Raw genomic sequence first — 14,753 nt, 5'->3', positions numbered from 1 at the left:
TCTCTACGAGACCTTTCGCGCATCCACAATGTACTGGATACCAGTACCGACGGTGACGACAATGGCGGCAACCATCACAATCCAGGACGGCCAGAACAACCAGTCCACTGGCATCAGGAAGAGCCCCACTGCTACAGACTGCAGGACCGTCTTTATCTTGCCGCCCCGAGAAGCCGGAACAACACGCCCCTGACGCAGGGCGAACATACGCCAGATGGTGATGCCACCTTCGCGAATCACGATGATGACAGTCACCCACCACGGCAGAATGTCGATGATGTTCATACCAATCAGCGCAGCCAGCATTAGAGCCTTATCGGCAATCGGATCGGCAATCTTGCCAAAGTCGGTAATGAGGTTACGGCTACGTGCGAGGTGCCCGTCCAACTTGTCAGTCGCCATCAGAAGCGCGAATACGACAAACGACCACCAGCGCCAATTGGTGGCTTCGCCGCCCTCCTGAAGAAGTACCCACAGGAACACCGGTACTCCGAGGATGCGAAGCACGGTCAGGAAATTGGGCAAGTTCCAGTTGGAAACACGGCTTGTATCAGCACTTGGAGCAGTCACAGTTGTTACCTTATCTCACAATCGTGTTCGATTAACGCCCAGGCTCGTTCTTACCGGTGTGTGAACCGTTAGTTTCGCTTCCGGCCGACGTTGACCCCTCACTGACAGAAGTAGAGGAGGCGTGAGAGCCGAGGCCATCGCGGCTTCCATCATCATCGTGGTGAACACGCGGAAGGGCAATCGCACCCATGTTTTCATCACGCTTGCTCTTGAGCCACGATGCCAGGACAGTCACCACCAGAACGATGACGATGACCGCCAGCGACGCCCAGGTCGATACTTCAGGCACCGACACGTTCTCACCGCTGTTGATAAACGGCAGGTTGTTTTCATGCAGTGCGTGCAACAGCAACTTCACACCAATAAAGGCCAGGATGACACCCAGGCCATAAGCCAGGTACACCAAGCGATCCAGCAGACCGTCGAGCAGGAAGTACATCTGTCGCAACCCCATGAGAGCAAGGGCATTTGCAGTAAAGACGATATATGCCTCATCCGTCAGGCCGTAGATAGCCGGGATAGAGTCAAACGCAAACATCACATCGATAAAACCGATGGACACCAGCGCGATGGCAAGTGGAGTCAAGTAACGCTTGCCGTTTTCCTTAACGGTCAGCTTGTCCTTGTTGTAATGGTCCGAAATTGGGACGATTCGACGCAGCCATTGAATCAGCTTCATATCCGACGGATCGGGTTCCGGCTTATCGACGGCTTCGTCGTACACCGTCTTGATAGCCGTGTAAATCAGGAAGATTGCAAACAGGTAGAAAACGTCAGACCACTTGGCAATAACTGCCGCACCAGCCCAAATGAACAGGCCTCTGAATACCAGCGCCATCGCAATACCGAACAGCAAAACCTTTTGTTGGTACTGGCGCGGAATCTTGAATGCGCCGATGATGAGTGCAAAGACAAATAGATTGTCTACGCTGAGCGCCTTTTCGGTGATATAGCCCGATAGAAACTCAATGCCTCGGTGGTGATCCCATAACAACCACACCATTCCGCCGAAAATTAATGCCAAGACTACGTAGAAAGCGGTCCAGATGCCGGCTTCCTTCATAGTTGGGTTATGCGGCGTGCGAACGTGTGCATAGAAGTCAAAGGCGATAAAACCCATGACGACCACAATGGTGATAATCCATACCAATGCGGGGACATGCATATTAAAAAAAGACCTCCGGTCGTGCGAACATGAACCGGAGGTCTCTCCTGCTTCTGCCATAGTGGCAAAAGTGACGGCACCGGGATTCGATGTGCGCAAGACGAGTCTGTGCGTCCAATCCGTGCTGACGATAACCGTCACGGGCTAGCGGAAAACATCCACTTTTACCGGGGATACTCCCCTCCACGTGTGCCGACTATACACGCAATCAGAAACGGCGGTAAGGCTGGGTCGTCCTACGCCATAGACTGATTCGGATCAGCGTCGACTACGTTTACTTCTTCCTTAGGAGCATCCTCCGGGCTTGCGCCCTTGATCATCCACTTAATGGTTTCGAGCTCCTCTGGTTTGACCAGCACCTCACGTGCCTTAGATCCCTCTGACGGTCCAACCACTCCGCGAGTTTCCATCAGATCCATCAGTCGACCGGCCTTGGCGAAACCGACTCGCATCTTGCGCTGCAACATCGAGGTCGATCCGTGCTGTGCGGTGACCACCAGCTCGACTGCCTGAAGCAAATCTTCCAGGTCATCTCCGATATCGGGGTCAATGTTGCGCTCAGCCTCAGCACTCTTATCCTCCGTGACACCCTCGGTGTAATCCGGCTCGGCCTGCGCCTTAGCTGCATCGACTACTGCCTGAATCTCTTCGTCTGTGACGAAGGCCCCCTGAAGACGTCGCGGCTTGCCTGCACCCTGTGGGATGAACAGGCCATCGCCCATACCAATGAGCTTTTCAGCACCGCCCTGGTCAAGAATGACGCGGGAGTCCGTGAGCGACGAGGTAGCGAATGCCAGTCTCGATGGCACGTTCGTCTTAATCAAGCCGGTGACCACATCCACAGACGGACGCTGCGTAGCCAGCACCAAGTGGATACCGGCAGCACGGGCCTTTTGCGTGATGCGCACAATCGCATCTTCGATATCGCGGGGTGCGGTCATCATCAGGTCTGCCAACTCGTCAACGACACAGACAATGTACGGGTACGGACGGTACTCGCGCTCCGAGCCAAGTGGGGTCGTAATCTCACCGGACTTGACCTTACGGTTGAAGTCCTTGATGTGACGGACGCGGGCGGCCTTCATGTCCATGTAGCGCTGTTCCATCTCTTCAACCAGCCACTGCAGAGCCGCCGCGGCCTTCTTCGGCTGAGTGATGATTGGCGTAATCAGGTGAGGAATCCCCTCATATGGAGTCAGCTCGACCATCTTCGGGTCCACCAGAATCAGGCGGACATCCTCCGGGGTCGCACGAGTCAGCAGCGAAACCAACATCGAATTTACGAACGCGGACTTACCCGAACCGGTCGAACCGGCAACGAGAAGGTGCGGCATTTTCTGGATGGAGTGCGAGATAAACTCGCCCTCAATATCCTTACCGAGACCGATCAGCATCGGGTCATCGTTCGCAACGGTCTTGGGCGCGTTGAGTACGTCGGCAAGCCGAACCATCTCACGGTCGTTGTTCGGCACCTCGATACCAACGGCCGACTTTCCCGGAATCGGAGTCAGTAAGCGGACATTGTCGGTCGCTACCGCGTAGGCAATGTTGGACTGCAGGTTCGTGATCTTCGAGACCTTCACGCCCGGGCCAAGCTCGACCTCGTAGCGAGTCACCGTCGGACCGCGAGAGAAACCAGTCACCGCAGCATCGACCTTGAATTCTGCGAATACTTCAGTAATCGCCTCAATCATGCGGTCGTTCGTCGCCGTACGTGTCTTGGGACGCTCACCTGGAATCAACAAATTAGTCGATGGCAGGTGGTAGTCAGATTCCGGCGTGCGTGCCGACGAACCGGAAGTACCCTCGGCATCCTTTTCCAATTCAGACTTCGGAGTTGTGGCCGGAATCTTAGAGGCATCGATACCAGAACGAGCGGCAATGGCATCCATTGTGCGGCGGGTAGCCTCAGACACTGCATCCCGCGAATCATCGACAGACGACTCGCCCTGCGGCGCGCTCGCCGGCTCTACGGCCTCAGGTTGAACAGCGGGCTGTTTCGGAGCTCGGGAATCGGAAACACAATTCCGTTCGCTGTTATTAGCTGCAGCAGCCTCCTGCGTCGGGTACTCGGAGTACTCGTCATAATCCTCGTCGACAGCGTGGTAGTTCGTGCCCCCGACAGCTGGAATAGTCGATTCTGTCTCAGCGGTGTCGCGATGTACTGCATCCGACTGAGCTTCCTCCACGTACTCAGCTGCCGGAAACGCCGGCTCCACTGGGGAAACTCGATTGGAGTGCGGTGCCCCATTCCGGACATCGAACACTGTGGTCTTTGCCGAATCGTAGTCGACATCCTCAACCTGACGGGCACGTCGCGGAGCCTGTCGGTTCCTCTGCGGCTCTTCGTCCAAAAGATCGTAGAGGTTACCGTCAGTATCCGGTTCGTCGTAAGGCGCGGGTTCGGGTGCGGATATACGGCTATCCGCGCCACGGCGGGACGCTCGGTAAGCAGGGCGACCGGTCGAACGAGACGAGGAATGTTGCGTGCGGCTGCTGTGGCTTGGGCGACGCTCAATTAGCTGCGTCGGCTGGTCAAAGTCCTCATCGGCATATGCGGTATCGGAATCCCAGCTCGCACGACGTTCCAGCATGTCATCGACATTGCCGTAGGGATCGTCCGATTCCGGCTCGTCGCCGGCACGACGCGAAGACCACTCGGAAAAGTTGAAGTATTCCTTAGTGGCATCGATAAGCTGGCGCACCGTCGCGCCAGAGAGCACCAGAGCGCCGTAAAAAACGATACCCAGCAACAAAACCACGGCGACCCACGAGGTAAACCCGGCTGCTAGCGGCGAACCGATATAACCACCAATTGCGCCACCAGCTGCACGTCGCCCCTGCCAGTCCGCAGGACGACCCGAGCCGATATGCACAATTGCGAGCAGCCCCACCACGATCAGCGAAGCTCCAGTGATGGTAGGTGTCAGACGTTCACGGCGCGGCATAGCATCCAGCATCATTAATACGGAAACAACACCGAGCAGCACCGGAAGTACAAAAGCGCCGATACCAATGAGCGTGCGCACTGCCGTTTCAATGAACTCCCCCACTGGCCCTGCCAGGTGGAACCATGTCGAGCCAGCGAGCACAATCGCCAACGCCAGCACGAGTAGTGCGAGGCCATCCTTCGATCCCGGTTCGCCACCCTCATCGAAGTCTGCGTCGAACTCGTCAGCTGGCACGGAGGCCGGTGCCGGCGGTTCAATTACATCGTCATAGCCGCTAGCTGCTTTACGACGCTTCCTACGGGGCTTCGTCGAAAAATCGGCGTCTCTTTCGCGCCGCGACATATTCTCCTCTTCGTTTCGCTTATTTTTGCGACCGCTGACCCGCCGGGCAAGACCGGCCACGCCGCGGGCAGTTTCAGTCCAGGCGCTGGCCAAGCTATTGGCCACGAACGACATGGCGCTAGGAGTGCGCTCGAATTCCTCCGTGGCGCTGTGCACGGGGTATCGCCGCGTGGCATCTGTCTCCGCAGAGCGGGAAGATCCACGACGATTGTCAGTTCTGGTTCGGCTGGTCGCAGACATGACCATTACCTTACAGCTAACACCGGATCGTTTTCACATTAGTCACACGCGTGTCATTGTTTAACAGGCGTGCTGTCGCGACCGTCCAGAACTGAGAACGTGATTTTAAAGACTGTTGCGCTTGATGCCCGATTCGTCACCGTCGATGGTGACGCGTACCTCGTCACGGCCATAGAGCCACAGCACCAGTTCCCCGACGCTTCCGCGGACAGTCACAACTGGAGCACCTTTAGCACTGTTGTCGATTAGGGTCACCGCAACTCCGTCGTCACGCATTAGCACCACGGTCGAGGTCGAACCGCGCAACATCATACGGCCGGCAGTAGTGACCAGACGCCACAGGTCCGACACTCCGGAGGGCGGCAGCTGACGAACGGTCCAGCCTTCCTGGGCACGACGGACATCCTCGTGATGGACGAAGTTCTCCGCAGCGTTGACGTAGCGGTCTGCCCAGTTCATTGGATTCCATCGCGGAGCACCACTACCCCACTTCCCCACCACTTCGACGTAGGGCATTCGATTGACCTCAGCGGTAACAGCATCGAGGCGGTCCGAAAGCGCCTTGACGAACATCCCGCCCGCGGCATCCAGACGGTTTTCACGAATGTACAGGTGGTTGGCAAGATCCCGGGTCGTCCACCCCTCGCACAAGGTCGGGGCGTCGGGGCCGACGCTGAGCAGTAGATTAGCTAGGTCTTCACGTTCCCGTTCAGCAAAAGTCATAGCTCCAGCCTAGACCAGGCACGGAGAAGCCCGCATCCACACGGTTGTAGGTGGATGCGGGCTCTTACGCTAAAAGACGCTCTAGAAATTTAGATACTTTCGCGCGACTCCTGGATTTCCTCATCGGTAACCTCTTCGGCTGCCTCAGAGGACATCGGCACGATTGTCGGAACAACCATCGGGCTGCGACGCCACTTCTGGTTAATGACACGCTCGGTGCGGCGACGAACTTCCTGAGCCATACGGTACGGGTTGTTCTCGCCACTGCCAGCCAGGTCAAAGAGAGTATCGTCAACGACCTGCTCGACGGTTTCGAGCACTTCCTTGGCGTCGTCCGAGTAACCGCGAGCCTGAGCCCGTGGCTTCTCCAACGGGCGGCCAGTGCGGTTATCAATGACGGCTGTGACGGTGATAAGACCACCTTCACGCATTTCAGCACGGTCTGCCAGCACGTCAGCGTCGACGTCACCCATGGTGACGCCATCGACGTAGAGGTTACCGACCGGAACCTGGCCAACTACACGAGCGCGGCCATCAACGAGGTCGACTACCACACCGTTCTGAGCCAGGACAACGTTCTCTGGCTTCACGCCAGTGGACACAGCCAGCTCCTTGTTGGCACGGAGGTGGCGCCACTCACCGTGAATCGGCATGACGTTCGACGGACGAGCTGCGTTGTAGAGGAACAGCAGCTCGCCGGCAAAGCCGTGACCGGAGGTGTGAACCTTCGCATCCTTACCGGTGATAACCGTGGCACCAATTTGGGCCAGCATGTTGATAACGCCGAAGACTGCCTCTTCGTTACCGGGTACCAGCGAAGAACTGAGGATAATCAGGTCGCCATCACGGACGGTGATCTGACGGTGCTCACGGCGGGCCATGCGAGACAGCGCAGCCATTGGCTCACCCTGCGTACCGGTAGTCACCAGCACGACCTTGTGGGGCGCCATGCGAGCGGCCTCGTTCATTTCCACAATGGTATTTTCCGGAGCGGTCAGCAGCCCCAATTCCTGCGCGATGCGCATGTTGCGAATCATAGAGCGACCGTTGAAGGCAACCTTGCGGCCAGCCTTAACAGCTGCGTCGATGACCGCCTGCACGCGGTAAACATTCGATGCGAAGGCCGCGACGATAACGCGCTGCTTGGCATCCATAATCAGACGGCGCAGAGTTGGAGCCAGCTCCGCCTCGGATCCCGAGAAGCCCGGAATCGTAGCGTTGGTGGACTCACACAAGAAGAGGTCGATTCCCTCATCACCGTAGCGGCTCAGCGCCGGCAGGTCAGTCGGCTTTCCGTCCGGCGGGGTCTGATCCATCTTCACGTCACCGGTGTGGACGACCATGCCGGCTCCGGTCTTAATGACGATGCCAAGGCACTCCGGAATCGAGTGGTTGACATTGAAGAAACGCAGATCGAACGGGCCACGCTGAATGTGGCTGGTGTCGTTGACCTCGATGACCTTCGGGCGCTGACGGTGTTCCTGTGTCTTGGCCTGAATCAGTGCCAGGGTAAAGCGAGAAGCAATAATCGGGATGTCCGCGCGCTGCTTGAGCAACCAAGGGATAGCACCGATGTGGTCCTCGTGACCGTGGGTGACCACGAGAGCTTCCACGCGATCCCACTTGTCTTCCATGTAGGAGAAGTCAGGCAGGATCAGGTCAACACCCGGCTCATCCGAGCTCGGGAACAGCACGCCGCAGTCGACGATGATCAGGCGGTTCTTGTACTCCAACACGGTCATATTGCGACCGATTTCGGAAATACCGCCCAGTGCAACCACGCGCAGGCCGTCCTTGGGGGCCTTCGGCGGTGCAGGAAGACGCTGGGTCAAGTCCGCACCCTGCATCGACTGGACTACGTTACGACGGTTGCCACCGCGTCCGCCACGGCCACCCCTCGAACTATTTCCGCGATTACCTCCACGGCCACCGCGACCACCGCGGGAACCGCGGTTGGAAGAATTCGAGGAACCTTGGGACTTCTTAGCGTTACCGGAGTTCTTACGCTCACCGGAACGCTGCGAGGACTTCGAGCCGTTGGATTTAGCTCCACCCTTGTCGGAACCCTTGGATGCAGAGTTATTGGACTGCTCTGCTGCAGCCACGTCGGACTCGGAAGGCGGACCAGCCTTACGAGTTACCTTGCGGGCGCGATTGCGTCCTTCAGCCACTACAGAACACCTGCCTTCCGCATAGCTTCTTCAAGCACCTCAAGCTGCTGGTCATTTGCTGCAATTTGCGGCAAGCGTGGATCTCCTATCTCAATGCCCTGCAGACGCAGAGCGGATTTAGCAAAACTTACACCGCCAAGTGCAGCCTGAGCGGCAAACAGCGGAGTCATCTTCGCGTGGGCAGCCTGCGCACCAGCAAGGTCTCCCTTGTCAAAGCAAGAGCGCACCTCAGCCAGCAGCTGCGGGGCTGCATGTCCAATAACGGAAATAAACCCGGTGGCGCCAATAGACAGCCACGGAAGGTTCAGCACATCGTCACCGGAGTACCACGCCAAATCAGTATTAGCGATAATGCCGGCGGCAGCTCCCAAATCCCCCTTGGCGTCCTTAACAGCCTGGATTCTCGGGTGCTCCGCCAACCGGTAAATGGTATCAACTTCAATCGGAATAACCGAACGCGGTGGAATGTCATACAGACACACCGGCGCCTCGGTTGCGTCAGCCACTGCCGTAAAGTGACGGTACAGCCCCTCCTGGGACGGCTTGGAGTAATACGGCGTGACGACGAGCAGCGCATCCGCGCCCGCCTCCACAGAAGCCTTTGCCAGCTCGATGGACCCGGCCGTGTCATTGGTGCCGGCACCGGCCACGAGCTTAACCTCGTCACCCATCTCTGCACGGACAGCTCGGAGAAGCTCAAGCTTTTCCTCAACCGTCGTAGTAGGCGACTCGCCGGTAGTACCGGCCAGAATGAGTGCATCGCAGCCACCGTCTACAAGATGACCAGCGAGCTGCACACCCGCCTTGACATCGAGGTTTCCGTCCTTATCAAAAGGGGTCACCATAGCTACGGCGACGGTGCCGAAAATGTCAGCACCGCGAGTTGACGCAATTCCTGTGCTCATTGTTGACTACCTTTTCTTAAAAATCTCAATCGACTATATCTTCACACTGTACGTGCGATTACCCCTCGAAGGCGTAAGGACTCGACGCGACGACCGACCCATCCTTCAGAGTGTTAATCTCAAAATCCCCAAAAGCAACAGGAGCACAGCGCTGCAGCTCCCGCAGGCAAGCCACTGCCAACTCCCGAATTTCAGCATCGGCATGCTCAGTCGCACGCATCGAAATGAAGTGGCGCCAAGACCGGAAATTACCAGTAACCACGATTCGAGTTTCGGTGGCATTGGGCAAAACCGCCCGGGCTGCCTGGCGTGCCTGCTTTCGCCGCAAGATAGCGTTGGGCTCGTCGGCCCACTTCTCTTCCAGTGCGTCTAATAACTCACCATAGGCGAAACGGGACTGATCAACCGCGCTTTCGAAAACTCGCAACAGATCCGGGTCCTCCGCAATTGCGGGAGGAACCACAACATTGTTGGAACTGGCCGGCACAAACCGCTGCGACAACTGCGAAAAGGAAAAGTGGCGGTGCCGTGTGAGTTCATGTGCACACGAGCGCGACAGCCCACGAACATAGATGCTTGCACTTGCGTGTTCAAAAAGTGAGGTGTGGCCTACCTCAAGCACATGTCGCAGATATCCCCTATTCGTCGCCGTTCGTGGATTGGGCTTGTCCCACGTTTCATAACAAGCCCTGCCGGAGAACTCAATCAATGCTTCCCCACCATCGGCATCGGTATCAAAGTCGATGTCCTCCGGCGGGAAGAAGTTGGTCGCGGCGATTAGCTGCGCCTTGAGAGTGACATTTTCAGACATTTTCAGTTAACTCCCGGCCATTAAAGTCCCAGGAACGGCTCCAGTCCCACAGTCAGGCCCGGAAAATCCTCAATCTTGCGCACACCCAGCAGAACGCCTGGTACGAAGCTGGTGCGCGAGTAGGAGTCCTGCTTGATGGTGAGCGACTGCCCTTCTGCACCAAAGATAACGGTCTCGTGAGCCACCGAACCGGTCATACGGACTGCGTGCACCGGAATGCCCTCGACCTCAGCACCGCGAGCACCATCGAGAGTTTGCTCAGTGGCGTCCGGCTGCTCCCCCATGCCGGCTTCCTTGCGAGCACGAGCAATAGCCTCAGCAGTGTGGATAGCGGTGCCCGAGGGGGCATCCTTCTTAAAAGGGTGGTGCATTTCGATAACTTCAGCGGAATCGAAGTACGGAGCGGCTAGCTCCGCCATCTTCATCGTCAGTACCGCGGAGATTGCGAAGTTCGGTGCAATAAGAACATTGGCCTCACCGGCGGCGTCGTCAAGCCAGCGCTGCACCTGATCGAGGCGCTCCTTGGTAAAACCCGTAGTACCCACGACGGCGTTGATGCCATTCTTAATGCAGAACTCAAGATTGCCCATCACAGCGTCGGGCTGAGTAAAGTCAACAATGGTCTGCACACCAGCGGTGACAAGTTCATTCAGGTCATCGCCAGAGTCGAGACCCGCTGCCAGCTCCAAATCGTCGGCGGCTTCGACTGCCTCGCAGATGGTGGACCCTACCTTGCCCTTGGCGCCAAGTACGCCGACCTTGATATTGCTCACAGCTATTGTCCTTTCCCAACGGGTTTATCTTTCTCCCTTACCTTAGAATGTGTTGGCCAACTTGTGTGCCAATGCCCCCGTCCGCTTTGCCTTTTTGTCGACTTACGACGGGGTTTTTGTTGCGCTAAGATTCCATATCTTCGACAATTACCTATTTCTGTACCGATATATAGAAAGAGACTTCAATTGGTTTCTGAATCTGAAGATTCCGAACTCAGCCCAAGTTCGGAGGCACCACAGGCCGATGCGCCCAAAAGTGCTTATATGGCCATTTACGTGCTACTAGCTGCGGCATTCATGGCTATCTTGAACGAGACGGTCATGAGCGTCGCAATTCCCGTCGTCAAGGCGGACCTCGGAATCAGCGCAGCTACCGCAGGCTGGCTGACAACATCGTTCCTACTGACCATGGCAGTTGTCATTCCGGTCACTGGATTTCTCATTTCGGCAGTGCCGTTCCGCATTCTTTTCGCGGTCAGTCAAGGACTATTCGTCGTGGGCACTCTCATCGGTGCTTTCGCGCCAAACTTCGCGATCGTTCTGCTCGCACGCATTGTCCAAGCGTCCGGTACCGCAGTGCTGCTGCCGCTGCTGATGACCACGGTGCTCAACGTAGTACCGGAGCATGAGCGCGGGCGCATGATGGGACGAATGAGCGTGGTCATCGCTGTCGCGCCTGCTATCGGACCGACCATCTCCGGTCTCATTCTGGAGATTGCCAATAACAATTGGCATGCGCTTTTCGACACGATGTTGCCGCTCGGCCTAATTGTGCTGGTAGTGGGCGTCATCCTCGTTCCCAATATTGAGGAAAACTCCGCGAAGCCCATCGATATCCTCTCGGTGTTCCTCAGTGCCGGCGCATTCGGCCCGCTGGTGTACGCGCTGAGCCGCGTAGGCGCAGAGTTTTCGCTTATCGACGGAATCCTGTGCGCAGTCGGCATCGTGCTGTTGGTGTTCTTCATCATGCGCCAGCGCCGTTTGGCACCGCACAACCGAGCTCTGCTGGATCTTCGAACCTTCCGCACAAAGAGCTTTAGGCTGTCCACAATCATTCTGACCATTGGTTTCATGCTGATGTTCGGTGTGATCATCATTTTGCCGCTCTACCTCAATCTGCGAGGTGTCGACGTCAAGACTATTGGTTTGATTGTGATGCCTGGTCCACTGGTTATGGGTCTGATGGGACCGGCTGTCGGCCGGCTCTTTGACAGCTATGGTCCGCGCCCACTGGCAATTCCCGGCTCCATTGTCCTTGCCCTCGGTCTTTTCGGGCTCGGCTTCATCTCAGCATCGACTCCGCTATGGTGGATTGTCGCCTGCCACATCGTCCTTGAGATTGGCCTGGGGCTGCTGTTTACTCCGCTGTTCACATTCGGTCTTGGTGATCTTCCGAAGCGCCTCTACCCGGATGGCTCAGCAATCATGAACACGCTACAGCAGGTTGCCGGCGCTGTCGGTACCGCACTGTTTGTGGCGCTGTCAGCTGTTATTGCCACTGGCCTGTCCGGCACTGGTGCAGCAGCTCCTGCCGCCGACGACTTGATTCGTGGCTATAGCATTGCGATGTTTACCGCCGCGGGATTTGCCGTGGTGCTAATCTTCCTCACCACGCTGCTCAAGCCGCAGCGGAAGAAGATTGCATTACAGTAGCCCCCCCCCAAGACCGGGGGGGAATACCGCCTAAACTAGGCGGCTTGCTCCCGGCCCGGGATTTCCAACGAAAAACTCCGGTTCCGGCATTCCTCTGTCACGGAAGGCCGACGCAACTGCATTCGCTGCAGCACTGACACGGTCGTGTGGCAGCAGCGCAATGGCACTGCCGCCAAAGCCACCGCCAGTCATTCGGGCACCAAGCGCCCCCTGCTCAAGCGCTACGTCCACAGCAAGATCCAGCTCTGGACAGGAAACTTCGTAGTCATTCCTCAGCGAAAGATGGCTTACCACCATCAACGTGCCAAAGGCCTCGAAGTCCCCCTCGGAAAGCTTTTCAATCGCCTGTGCCGTCCGGTCAATTTCGGTAACAACGTGACGTACTCGGCGCGCCACGGTATCAACCCATTGATCCCTATCTGCCTCAGCTGGGACGTTCTCCTTCGCCCAATTGATAGCAGCACCAACTGCATCATCCAGACCGCGGAAATCAGATACCCCAAGACCATTTGTCACGGCATCGATGATTCCGCGACGCGTCGCATACTGACCATCCGAGAGACTATGCCGAACGTTGGTGTTGATTACCAAAACCTCTAGGTCCTCGTCTGCGAAAGCAGCCTTTACAAGCTGGTCAGAACTCTTCGCAAAATCAATGACCAGTGCGTGGTTTTCCTTGCCCTTGATGGAAATACGCTGATCCAGACCGCCGGTAGAGGCACCAATGACCTCATTTTCTGCGCGGATAGCCGCCTCAACAATTCCCTGCTGCTCTTCATCGTTTGGTGCGCGCCCGTGGACGAGCTCAAAGGCTGCAACGCCGACAGAACACTCCAGAGCGGCGGAGCTGGAGAGCCCGGAACCGATCGGAACATCGGAGGAAATCGCAATGTCAAGGCTTGGACAATCCGCGGGCAACAGCCCTGCCTCACGCATAGCCCAGATAGTGCCAACTGCGTATCCCGTCCAATTTGCAGGAGAGTTCGGACCGACATCGGACATTGCGATAGCAACCGGCTTGTCACCGTCTGCGGCGTCGTCCTTGTCCATCAAGTCCGAAACAACTCGCACTGTCCACGAGTCACCAGCAGCCTGGGCACCCACCGCTGCGAAAGTACTCTGTGCCAACGCGAATGGCAGACAGATACCACCGGCATAATCGACATGCTCGCCAATCAGGTTGACTCTGCCTGGGGCGCGGAAGACGCCCTGTGGTTCCGAACCGAAACTGCGGCGGAATTGCTCAGTTACGTCAGATACCGCCTGTTTATGGGAGCGAGTGGGAAGCCAGCGAGTCTGGCCAACTTCCCGGAAGCGGTCAGCGATTGCCTCCGGGGTCGTGTCCGAAATCCAGGCTCCTTGCCCGGACTCTGAACCCGCGAGGAACTTCATGCGTCCTGCAGAGCGCATCATGGAATAGAGCTGCAGGTGGAGGCGGCCAAACTGGTGATCCTCGCCTACCGGAGCTTGGTTCCATGCTGCGATGTACGGCGTTTTGTCGATGCCGGAAAAGAATCGGTCAATACGTCGCAGCAGGTCAAGGTACATTGCTGTCAGTTCGTCCTTCTCCGCATCGGTCAGCTCCTGAAAACTACCGACAGCGCGGTTAGCCATAATCATGACTTCGACTGGCCACTTAGCTGCAGCTGGGACGAATGCGGTGAAGTACTCCCCTTCTGCGATGATCCGTCGACCTGAAGCCTTTTCGGCCTCCAGGACATCCTCAAAGAGGTCACGACCGGTGGTTTCGAAGTGGGCTTTCGCGCGTGAAACAATGGCTGCCGCACGTGGGGGCAGATACGGGTACGAGTAAATCTGCCCATGAGGATGCTGCAGCGTTACCCCAATTTCCTTGCCCCTGTTTTCAAAGGGGAACACCAACCTCACACCTTCGAGCTTGCTGAGTTCCGCAGTGCGGTGCGCCCACGCTTCAATAACGGTGCGAGCACGAGTAAAGGTCAGATCCCGGAAGGAGTCCGAAACATTCGGGGTAAAGCAGACAACCTCGCACCGAGCCAAGGCCGGCTTCCGCGGGAAAATCTCGGCGCCGTCGACAGTTTGGGCAAAGTCATCCGGAACTTCCATGTGCATGGAAAGCGAAGGGAAGCGGTTTTCAAAAACCACCACGTCGTAGTCACTGGCAGGCACCTCTGTGGGAAGTTGTTCCGGCAGCGTCGGAGCTAGTGGGTTCTCACCAGCAGGAGGCATAAAGGTGCGGTTCATGCGGTGCGCCGCGTAGCAGTACCAATCACCTGTCAGCGGATCTTGGCGCAGCTCCGACTCCGTAATCGCCTGTGGCAAATCACGTTCGTCGGTTAACTTTCGAGTCTTTTTGCCCGAGACATAGTCCGGTTCATCGTCGAAGTAGATTAGCTCGCGACCGTCGGCAAGCGTAGTGCGCGTTACCGAAAAAGCGTGAGAAGGCTGGTCATCGGTTGTCATTTTTACT

At 57.0% G+C, this 14,753-nt stretch carries 10 protein-coding genes; 1 reads left to right on the top strand and 9 read right to left on the bottom strand.

Annotated features, from left to right (window positions below):
- Positions 1-3: 3 nt before the first annotated feature.
- The 8 genes from pgsA to dapB form a co-directional block, all read right to left on the bottom strand.
- Positions 4-570: a CDP-diacylglycerol--glycerol-3-phosphate 3-phosphatidyltransferase gene (gene pgsA, locus ADB08_RS03450; protein ID WP_016422605.1), complete on the bottom strand. Its 567-nt coding sequence runs from the start codon at positions 568-570 to the stop codon at positions 4-6.
- Between the two features lie 31 nt (positions 571-601).
- On the bottom strand, positions 602-1,735 hold the full coding sequence (locus ADB08_RS03445) for a TerC family protein (protein ID WP_016422604.1): 1,134 nt from the start codon (positions 1,733-1,735) through the stop codon (positions 602-604).
- A 236-nt stretch (positions 1,736-1,971) separates the two neighbouring features.
- Complete coding sequence (locus ADB08_RS03440; protein WP_049170851.1) at positions 1,972-5,268, bottom strand: DNA translocase FtsK; 3,297 nt, start codon at positions 5,266-5,268, stop codon at positions 1,972-1,974.
- 105 nt (positions 5,269-5,373) lie between these two features.
- The gene (locus ADB08_RS03435; protein WP_049170848.1) at positions 5,374-5,991 is read right to left on the bottom strand and encodes a TIGR03085 family metal-binding protein; all 618 of its coding nucleotides are present in this window, start codon (positions 5,989-5,991) and stop codon (positions 5,374-5,376) included.
- Between the two features lie 89 nt (positions 5,992-6,080).
- On the bottom strand, positions 6,081-8,162 hold the full coding sequence (locus ADB08_RS03430) for a ribonuclease J (protein WP_049170842.1): 2,082 nt from the start codon (positions 8,160-8,162) through the stop codon (positions 6,081-6,083).
- Positions 8,162-9,067: a 4-hydroxy-tetrahydrodipicolinate synthase gene (dapA, locus tag ADB08_RS03425; RefSeq protein ID WP_049170841.1), complete on the bottom strand. Its 906-nt coding sequence runs from the start codon at positions 9,065-9,067 to the stop codon at positions 8,162-8,164. Before dapA ends, ADB08_RS03430 begins: the two co-directional genes overlap by 1 nt.
- A gap of 58 nt (positions 9,068-9,125) precedes the next feature.
- Positions 9,126-9,878, bottom strand: coding sequence for an FAD-dependent thymidylate synthase (gene thyX / locus ADB08_RS03420; protein ID WP_049170838.1), 753 nt, complete (start codon positions 9,876-9,878; stop codon positions 9,126-9,128).
- Between the two features lie 20 nt (positions 9,879-9,898).
- Positions 9,899-10,651, bottom strand: a complete 753-nt coding sequence (dapB, locus tag ADB08_RS03415; protein WP_049170836.1) for a 4-hydroxy-tetrahydrodipicolinate reductase — start codon at positions 10,649-10,651, stop codon at positions 9,899-9,901.
- Between the two features lie 264 nt (positions 10,652-10,915).
- On the opposite strand from dapB, the gene ADB08_RS03410 reads away from it, so the two are divergent.
- Positions 10,916-12,304: an MDR family MFS transporter gene (locus tag ADB08_RS03410; RefSeq protein ID WP_224433133.1), complete on the top strand. Its 1,389-nt coding sequence runs from the start codon at positions 10,916-10,918 to the stop codon at positions 12,302-12,304.
- Between the two features lie 30 nt (positions 12,305-12,334).
- Here ADB08_RS03410 and galK read toward each other — a convergent pair whose 3' ends face one another.
- A complete protein-coding gene (gene galK / locus ADB08_RS11880; protein ID WP_080971474.1) occupies positions 12,335-14,746 on the bottom strand; it encodes a galactokinase in 2,412 nt (803 codons plus the stop codon).
- Positions 14,747-14,753: the final 7 nt, after the last annotated feature.

Source organism: Corynebacterium sp. 239_CJEI, from assembly GCF_001055995.1.
GTDB classification, from domain to species: Bacteria; Actinomycetota; Actinomycetes; order Mycobacteriales; family Mycobacteriaceae; genus Corynebacterium; species Corynebacterium jeikeium_D.
Note: the sequence above shows the minus strand (reverse complement) of the source record. Positions and strands in the feature narration are given on the sequence as shown.

Excerpts from the sequence above, each read along its gene's own strand:
- ADB08_RS03445 (WP_016422604.1), bottom strand. The coding sequence starts at position 1,735 with ATGCATGTCCCCGCATTGGTATGGATTATCACCATTGTGGTCGTCATG.
- ADB08_RS03440 (WP_049170851.1), bottom strand. The coding sequence starts at position 5,268 with ATGTCTGCGACCAGCCGAACCAGAACTGACAATCGTCGTGGATCTTCC.
- ADB08_RS03435 (WP_049170848.1), bottom strand. The coding sequence starts at position 5,991 with ATGACTTTTGCTGAACGGGAACGTGAAGACCTAGCTAATCTACTGCTC.
- dapA (WP_049170841.1), bottom strand. The coding sequence starts at position 9,067 with ATGAGCACAGGAATTGCGTCAACTCGCGGTGCTGACATTTTCGGCACC.
- thyX (WP_049170838.1), bottom strand. The coding sequence starts at position 9,878 with ATGTCTGAAAATGTCACTCTCAAGGCGCAGCTAATCGCCGCGACCAAC.
- ADB08_RS03410 (WP_224433133.1), top strand. The coding sequence starts at position 10,916 with ATGGCCATTTACGTGCTACTAGCTGCGGCATTCATGGCTATCTTGAAC.
- galK (WP_080971474.1), bottom strand. The coding sequence starts at position 14,746 with ATGACAACCGATGACCAGCCTTCTCACGCTTTTTCGGTAACGCGCACT.